The sequence below is a fragment of the Gordonia sp. UBA7599 genome, assembly GCA_002477755.1.
Lineage (GTDB): Bacteria > Actinomycetota > Actinomycetes > Mycobacteriales > Mycobacteriaceae > Gordonia.
Map to the genome: position 1 here is coordinate 1 of DLKD01000067.1, position 7462 is coordinate 7462.

Sequence of the window (7462 nt, forward strand, 5' to 3'; positions counted from 1 at the left end):
CTTGCCCGACCCCGACGGCCCGAGCAGCGAGGTCAGCGAGCCCTCCGGAATATCGATGGAGACGTTGTCGAGGGCGGCGAAGTCGCCGTAGCGCTTGTTTGCCCCGATTACCGAGATGGACATGTCACACGCCTTCCTTGATCAGCTGGGGTGCCAGGGCCTCGGGGCCGTCGGGCACATCGGGAATGGTGTCGGTCGACGCCTTGGACGTACTCGCGTCCGCGTAGCGGTTGCGGACGCGGCGCTCGATGATCGTCATCGCGACGAGGACCGCGATCGCGACGAGCATCAGCAGGGTCGCCGCGGCGTACGCGCCGAACTCGTTGTAGTCGTCGGTGTAGCGCGAGTGGACCAGCAGGGTCAGCGTCTGCGAGATACCGGGGTAGTTCGACGAGACCATGGTGACCGCGCCGTACTCACCGAGAGAGCGGGCGATGGTGAGGACCACACCGTAGGTCAGGCCCCAGCGGATCGCGGGCAGGGTGATGCGGCTGAACGTCTGCCACCCGCTGGCACCGAGCGTGGCAGCGGCCTGCTCCTGCTCGGTCCCGATCTCTCGGAGCACCGGCTCGACTTCGCGCACGACGAATGGCAGCGTCACGAACAGCGTCGCCAGTACCAGGCCGGGGAATCCGAAGATCACCCGGAAGCCGAGGCTCTCCACACCGCCGAACCAGCCACCGTGGCCCCACAGCAGGATGAGTGCGACGCCGGCGACGACCGGCGACACCGCGAATGGCAGGTCGACGACCGACTGCAGCAGGCCCTTGCCGGGGAAGTTGCCGCGGGTCAGCGCCAGGGCGGTCGCGACGCCGAAGACGACATTGAGCGGCACGACGATCGCGACGATCAGCAGGCTCAACTGCAGCGCAGAAATCGCCGCGGGCGTGGTGATCCACTCCCAGAACTGGCCCAGGCCGTGCTCGAAGGAGCGCCAGAAGATCAGTGCCACCGGCACGACGAGGAGGATGAACAGGTACACCAATGCGACGGTGCGCAGAGCGTAGCGGGTGAACGGGGAGATCCTCATCGGTCATGATCCTCTCGCACGGACTGACGGCGCCCGACGATCCGCAGGACGAACAAGGCGAGGAACGCGATCAGCAGCAGGACCACCGAGATGGCGGCCGCGTTGACCGGTTCGTCGATCTCGATCTGCTGCTGGATGTATTGCGATGCCACCTGGGTGTCACCGGGGATGTTTCCGCCGATCAGCACGACCGACCCGAACTCGCCGATGGCCCGCGTGAACGCCAGGCCGGCACCGGTGAGGATCGCCGGGAGCAGCGCGGGCAGCACGATCTTGGTGAACGTAACCCTGTTGCTCGCCCCGAGGACTGCGGCCGCCTCTTCGACGTCGGTGTCGAGTTCGAGGAGCACCGGCTGCACTTGACGCACGACGAACGGCAGCGTGACGAACGTCAGGGCGACGACCAGCGCCGGCCTCGTCGCGTTCAGGTGGATGTCGACCGGCGAGTTCGGCCCGTACAGCGACAGCAGCACGAGGCTCGCGACGATCGTCGGCAACGCGAACGGAAGGTCGATGATCGCGTTGACGAAACCCTTCCCGGGGAACTCGTCGCGCACGAGGACCCAGGCGATCAGCGTGCCGAATACGACGTTGATCAGCGCGACGACGAGCGAGACGCCGACGGTGATCACGAGCGCATCGATCGCGTTGCGCTCGGTGATGGCCCCCCAGAATCCACTCCAGCCGCCCCCGAAGGACTGCACGGCGATGGCCGCCAGCGGGAGCAGGACGATCAGGCTCAGCCACAGCCACGCCACCCCGACGCCCAGCGGTGACACACCGGTGAACGTGGAGGGCCGGCCCAGGAAGCCGCGCGGCGCGGTGGTCCGCGTGGCGGTATCGGCGCTCATTTGCGTCCTCCCGCGTTGTAGATCTTGGTGACCGCGCCCTTCGATCCGAACAGGGCGGTGTCGATCGCCTTCCAGCCGGTCAGATCCTTGCCGTCATTCTCCGCTGCCGTGCCCTCCCCGAGGACCTTGCCCAATTCGGCAATCGTCCACAGTTTGTCGATCTGGCCCGGGAACAACGCCGTCGTCTGCGCGATGACTTCAGGGATCACCGGCCGGAAGCCGGCCTGCGCCCACAGCGTCTGTGCCTGCGGTGTGAACAGAAAGTCCACGAACGCCTTCGCCGCGGGCTTGTCGGTGCTGGTGTTGACGACCGCGACGGGGTTCTCGATCTTGAACGTCTGCGGCGGAAGGAGATATTCGACCTGCTGGCGCTGTTCCTCGCCGCCGCGGGTGAGCATGATCGCCTCGTTCTCATAGCTGATCAGCACGTCGCCCTGGCCCTGCTCGAAGGCGGTCGTCGCCTCGCGGCCCGACTTGGGCTGCACGGTGATGTGGTCGCGCACCAGCTCGGCGATGTAGTCCAGGCCGGCCTGTGGATTGCGCCCACCGTCGCTCTTGGCCGCGAAGGGTGCGAGCAGATTCCATTTCGCCGATCCCGAGCTACCCGGGTTGGGCGTGATGACCTGGACCCCGGGCTTGAGCAGATCGTCCCAGTCATGGATGTTCTTGGGGTTGCCCTTGCGAACCACGAGGGCGACGACCGATCCGAACGGCGTGCTGTTGTTCGGCGCCTGCGACTTCCAGTCCTCGTCGACGACGCCCTCCTTGACCAGTCGGGTGATGTCGGGTTCGACGGAGAAGTTCACGACGTCGGCGGGAACGCGACGGGCAACCTTGCGGGACTGGTCACCGGAGGCGCCGTAGCTCTGCGAGAAGCCGATGTCATGGCCCTGCGGCGTCGCCCGGAAAGCCGGGATGATCTTGTCGAATCCGGGCTTGGGCACCGCGTAGGCCACGAGTTTCAGATGCCGGCTGCCCGAGGAGATGTCGAGGCCGCCGGGCTCGTCGGTGGATCCGCCGCCGCAGCCGGTGGCGCCGAGCACCGTCGCAGCCGCAAGCGCGACCACGGTGGCCGCGCGTGCCACACGGCGCGCCGCGGGGCGCCGGAACGGGGTCGTCGTCACCGGGATCTCCTTACACGTGTCATCGCTGTCTTCGACCGGCACAACGTAACAAGAGTTCGACCCCGGTTTCACCGCGTGCCGGACCGCTGCGGACACGGCGTGCGGGGACCTGCGCAGCGTGTTAGCCGATGACGAACCACGCGACGATGACGAGGACCATCAGCGCCAGCAGTGCCCAGGTGACCGGCGAGCGCTTCACGGCGCCGACTCCGCCGACGGGGCGCCCACCGGGGACGCGGCGACTGGGCCGGGCTCACTTGTTCCCGGCCGGGCCGGGAATCGGGCGATGACCTGCGATTTCCATACCGATGACACGGCCGAGCCCAACCACGCGGCCACTCCGGTGACGACCTCCACAACCTGTGACAGCACCATTGCGGCCACGATCGCCAGCGGCACCACGACAACCAGCGTGACCAGCAGTTGGGGCACGAAGGGCAGGCGGATGAGCCATTCCTCGACACCGTCCCACCAGGTGCGTAAACCGGTCACCGTCGCCACCCACTTACGAATCAGCGTGATTGAAAAGCGCTGCTGCGCACCCGTCCCAGCATAGTCGTCGCGCCTACGCCAGACCGCGGCGGCGCAACAGTGGTCCGACCGGCGCGATCTGCCCGATCAACTCGCGGTGCGCGGCGAGCGGCTCGACGCTGTCACCCTTCGACAGGATCGTCGACGCGAAGCGCTGCCCCAGCTCGCGGCGCAGGCCGCCATTCGCGTCGAACCACTCGCGCGTGGCCGCATCCAGGACTTCTGACCACACGTAGGCGTAGTAGGCCGCGGAGTAGCCACCGGCGAAGATGTGGTTGAAGTACGGACCCAGATAGCGCGGCGGGATCAGCGGGTTGTACGCACCGAGGCGCTGCAGCGAACGCCGCTCGACCGCCGCGACCGAGCCATCGGCGTCCGCACCTTCGGCGGCCGGGTCGAGTGCGGCGATCTCGTCGTCGGCCAGCCGGTGCCAACCGAGGTCGACGATCGCGGCGCCGAGGTATTCGACGGTGGCGTGCGCGGGCTCGATGGTCCCAGTCGCCCGCACCTTCTCGACCAGGTGTGCCGGGGCCGGTTCACCGGTCTCGACGTGGCGCGCATAGTTCGCTACGACATCGGGGTGCAGTGCCCAGTGCTCGTTGACCTGGGACGGGAATTCCACGAAGTCCCTCGGCACCGAGGTGCCCGACTGCGAGACGAAACGCACATCGGAGAGCAATCCGTGCAACGCATGGCCGAACTCGTGGAACAGCGTCATCAGCAGGTCGAGACTCAGCAGCGTCGGCTGCCCGTCGGCCGGGTGCGGGATGTTCATGACGTTGACGACGACGGGCTTGGTGCCCTGCTCGCGGGACTGCTCGACGAACGACGTCATCCACGCCCCGCCACGCTTGGTGGAGCGCGCGTATAGGTCCGCCAAGTAGAGGCCCAACCCCTCACCGCGGTCGTCGAAGACCTCGAACACCGCGACGTCGGGGTGATAGCCGCGCAGGTCGGGGCGTGGTGCGAACGTCAAGCCGTAGAGTCGGCCGGCGGCGAAGAACACTCCGTCGCGCAGCACGCGGTCGAGTTCGCAGTACTGCTCGAACGGTGAATCGGCCGCGCCCTCGCCGTCGGTGGCGGTCTCCTGGTGACGGGCGAGCCAGAACGTGTAGTCCGCGGCGGTCAACTCCCCTCCGGCGAGTGCCCGCAAAGCCTCCGCCTCCGCCTCCGCGGCGGGGGTCACCGCATCGACGAGTCGACTCAGCAAAGCCTCGACGGCATCGACGCTGGGCGCCGTCTCCTCGTCGACGACGTAGGCCGCGTGGTCGGGGTAACCGAGCAGCTCAGCGCGCCGGGCACGCAGGGCGACGATCTGTGCGATCAGGGCACGGGTGTCGAACTCGTTGCCCCTGCTCCCCCGCGCCAGCGACGCGCCGAACACCCGTTGGCGCGCCTGCGTATCGGTGAGTTCGGTGACGCTGGCCTGACTCGTGGGCAGTTCCAGGGCAACCAGGTAACCGTCGACACCGGCCTCGACAGCCTTGGCCGCCGCGGCGGCAAGCTCGCCCGCCGAAAGTCCGTGCAACTGCGTCGCATCGTCGAAATGCACCGCACCGTCGTTGGCCTCCTCGAGGATGAGGCGTCCGAACTCGGTGGTCAGATCGGCGAGCCGGGTGGTGATGCGCCGCATCTCCTCGCGCCCCTGCTCGTCGAGTGCGGCTCCGGCACGCACCGCGTCGCGGTACTGCTTGTCGACCAATCGGTGCTCGTCGACGTCCAGGTCCAGCTCGTCGCGCGCCTCCCATACCGCCGACAGCCGGGCGAAGAGCGCCGGATCGGCGAGGATCCCGGTGCGGTGGTCGGCCAGCGCGGGTGCCAGGCGCGCGGCGATGTCGTTGCGCGCCGGCGTCGAATCGGGGCCGAGGACGCCGTAGAAGACGCGTGCGGCAGATGCGAGCGCTTGACCCGAGTTCTCCAGTGCCACAACAGTGTTCGCCAAGGTGGGCGGCTCCGGGTTCGCGATGATCTCCGCCACCTCGGCGCGCTGGTCAGCCATCGCCTCGGTGAGCGCGGGCTCGAAATCGTCATCGGAGATCGCGTCGAAATCGGGAAGTCCATAGGGCAGCGGGCTGGCGGCGAGCACGGGATTGGTCACGGCTTGCGACAACGGGTCACTTCCCCTTCGGTTTGTCTCCGACGGCGTCGGAGGAGAGCGCGGCAACGAAGGCTTCCTGCGGGACGTCGACGCGGCCGATCGTCTTCATCCGCTTCTTGCCCTCTTTCTGCTTCTCCAGCAGCTTGCGCTTACGGCTGATGTCACCGCCGTAGCACTTGGCCAGCACGTCCTTGCGGATCGCCCGGATGTTCTCCCGGGCGATGATCTTGGAGCCGATCGCGGCCTGGATCGGTACCTCGAACTGCTGGCGCGGAATCAGTTCCTTGAGTTTGAGCGCCATCTTGTTGCCGTACGCATAGGCCGCATCGCGGTGGACGATCGCGCTGAACGCGTCGACGGCCTCGCCCTGCAGCAGGATGTCGACCTTCACGAGGTCGGCCGCAGCCTCCCCCGACTCCTCATAGTCGAGGCTGGCGTAGCCGCGCGTGCGCGACTTCAACGAGTCGAAGAAGTCGAAGATGATCTCGGCCATCGGCAGCGTGTAGCGGATCTCGACGCGCGTCTCCGAGAGGTAGTCCATGCCGCCGAGCTCCCCGCGCCGGGACTGGCACAGCTCCATGATCGCGCCGATGTACTCGCTGGGCGCGATGATCGTCGTCTTCGTGATGGGCTCGAAGATCTCCTTCGTCTTGCCCGACGGCCAGTCCGACGGGTTGGTGACGATGTGCTCGGCCCCATCGTCCATGACAACCCGGTAGACGACGTTGGGGGCGGTGGAGATCAGGTCGAGGTCGAACTCGCGCTCAAGGCGCTCGCGGGTGATCTCCATGTGCAGCAGGCCCAGGAAGCCGCATCGGAAACCGAACCCGAGCGCCACCGAGGTCTCCGGCTCGAAAGTGAGCGCGGCGTCGTTGAGCTGCAATTTCTCCAACGCCTCGCGCAGCACCGGGTAGTCCGAGCCGTCCACCGGATACAAGCCCGAGTAGACCATCGGAACAGGTTCGCGATAGCCGGTCAGCGCCTTCTGCGCACCATTGCGGGCAGTGGTCACAGTGTCGCCGACCTTTGACTGTCGGACGTCCTTCACCCCGGTGATGAGGTAGCCGACCTCCCCGACGCCCAGGCCCTTGCTCGGCTTGGGCTCGGGCGAGACGATGCCGACCTCGAGCAACTCGTGGGTGGCACCGGTCGACATCATCGCGATCTTCTCGCGAGGCACGATCCTGCCGTCGACGACGCGGACATAGGTGACCACGCCACGGTAGGTGTCATAGACGGAGTCGAAGATCATCGCCCGGGCCGGCGCATCCGGATCGCCGACTGGAGCCGGTACCTTCTCGATGACACGGTCCAGAAGTTCGGCAACGCCCTCGCCGGTCTTGCCCGAGACGCGCAGCACCTCGTCGGGCTCGCAGCCGACGATGTGGGCGAGCTCCGCGGCGTAGCGCTCCGGATCGGCGGCGGGCAGGTCGATCTTGTTGAGGACCGGGATGATCTCCAGGTCGTTCTCCATCGCGAGGTACAGGTTGGCCAGCGTCTGCGCCTCGATGCCCTGAGCGGCGTCGACGAGGAGCACCGCCCCCTCGCACGCCTCGAGGGCACGGCTCACCTCGTACGTGAAGTCGACGTGGCCGGGGGTGTCGATGAGGTGGATGACGTAATCGGTCTTGCTGCCGTCGGCTTCTTCGACCTGCCATGGCAGGCGCACGTTCTGCGCCTTGATGGTGATGCCACGCTCGCGCTCGATGTCCATGCGATCGAGGTATTGGGCGCGCATCTGCCGCTCCTCGACCACGCCGGTGAGCTGCAGCATGCGGTCGGCCAGGGTGGACTTGCCGTGGTCGATATGGGCGATGATGCAGAAGTT

General features: G+C 67.1%; 6 protein-coding genes and 1 pseudogene. All 7 read right to left on the reverse strand.

The features are described 5' to 3' along the window. Window positions 1-123, reverse strand: a pseudogene (locus B4L26_RS08630) (sulfate ABC transporter ATP-binding protein); the annotation flags it as partial. Window position 124: 1 nt separating this feature from the next. Then, complete coding sequence (cysW, locus tag B4L26_RS08635) at window positions 125-1030, reverse strand: sulfate ABC transporter permease subunit CysW (RefSeq protein WP_290718020.1); 906 nt, start codon at window positions 1028-1030, stop codon at window positions 125-127. Then, window positions 1027-1881, reverse strand: a complete 855-nt coding sequence (gene cysT / locus B4L26_RS08640) for a sulfate ABC transporter permease subunit CysT (RefSeq protein WP_290718023.1) — start codon at window positions 1879-1881, stop codon at window positions 1027-1029. Before cysT ends, cysW begins: the two co-directional genes overlap by 4 nt. After that, entirely contained in the window at window positions 1878-2966 is a 1089-nt protein-coding gene (locus tag B4L26_RS08645) for a sulfate ABC transporter substrate-binding protein (protein WP_290718029.1), read from the reverse strand. Before B4L26_RS08645 ends, cysT begins: the two co-directional genes overlap by 4 nt. A 234-nt stretch (window positions 2967-3200) precedes the next feature. Beyond that, on the reverse strand, window positions 3201-3497 hold the full coding sequence (locus tag B4L26_RS08650; RefSeq protein WP_290718031.1) for a hypothetical protein: 297 nt from the start codon (window positions 3495-3497) through the stop codon (window positions 3201-3203). Window positions 3498-3570: 73 nt separating this feature from the next. Beyond that, complete coding sequence (locus B4L26_RS08655; RefSeq protein ID WP_290718025.1) at window positions 3571-5634, reverse strand: M3 family metallopeptidase; 2064 nt, start codon at window positions 5632-5634, stop codon at window positions 3571-3573. Window positions 5635-5650: 16 nt separating this feature from the next. Continuing rightward, window positions 5651-7462, reverse strand: a 1812-nt coding sequence (lepA, locus tag B4L26_RS08660) for a translation elongation factor 4 (protein ID WP_290718027.1), incomplete at its 5' end; no start/stop codon positions are given.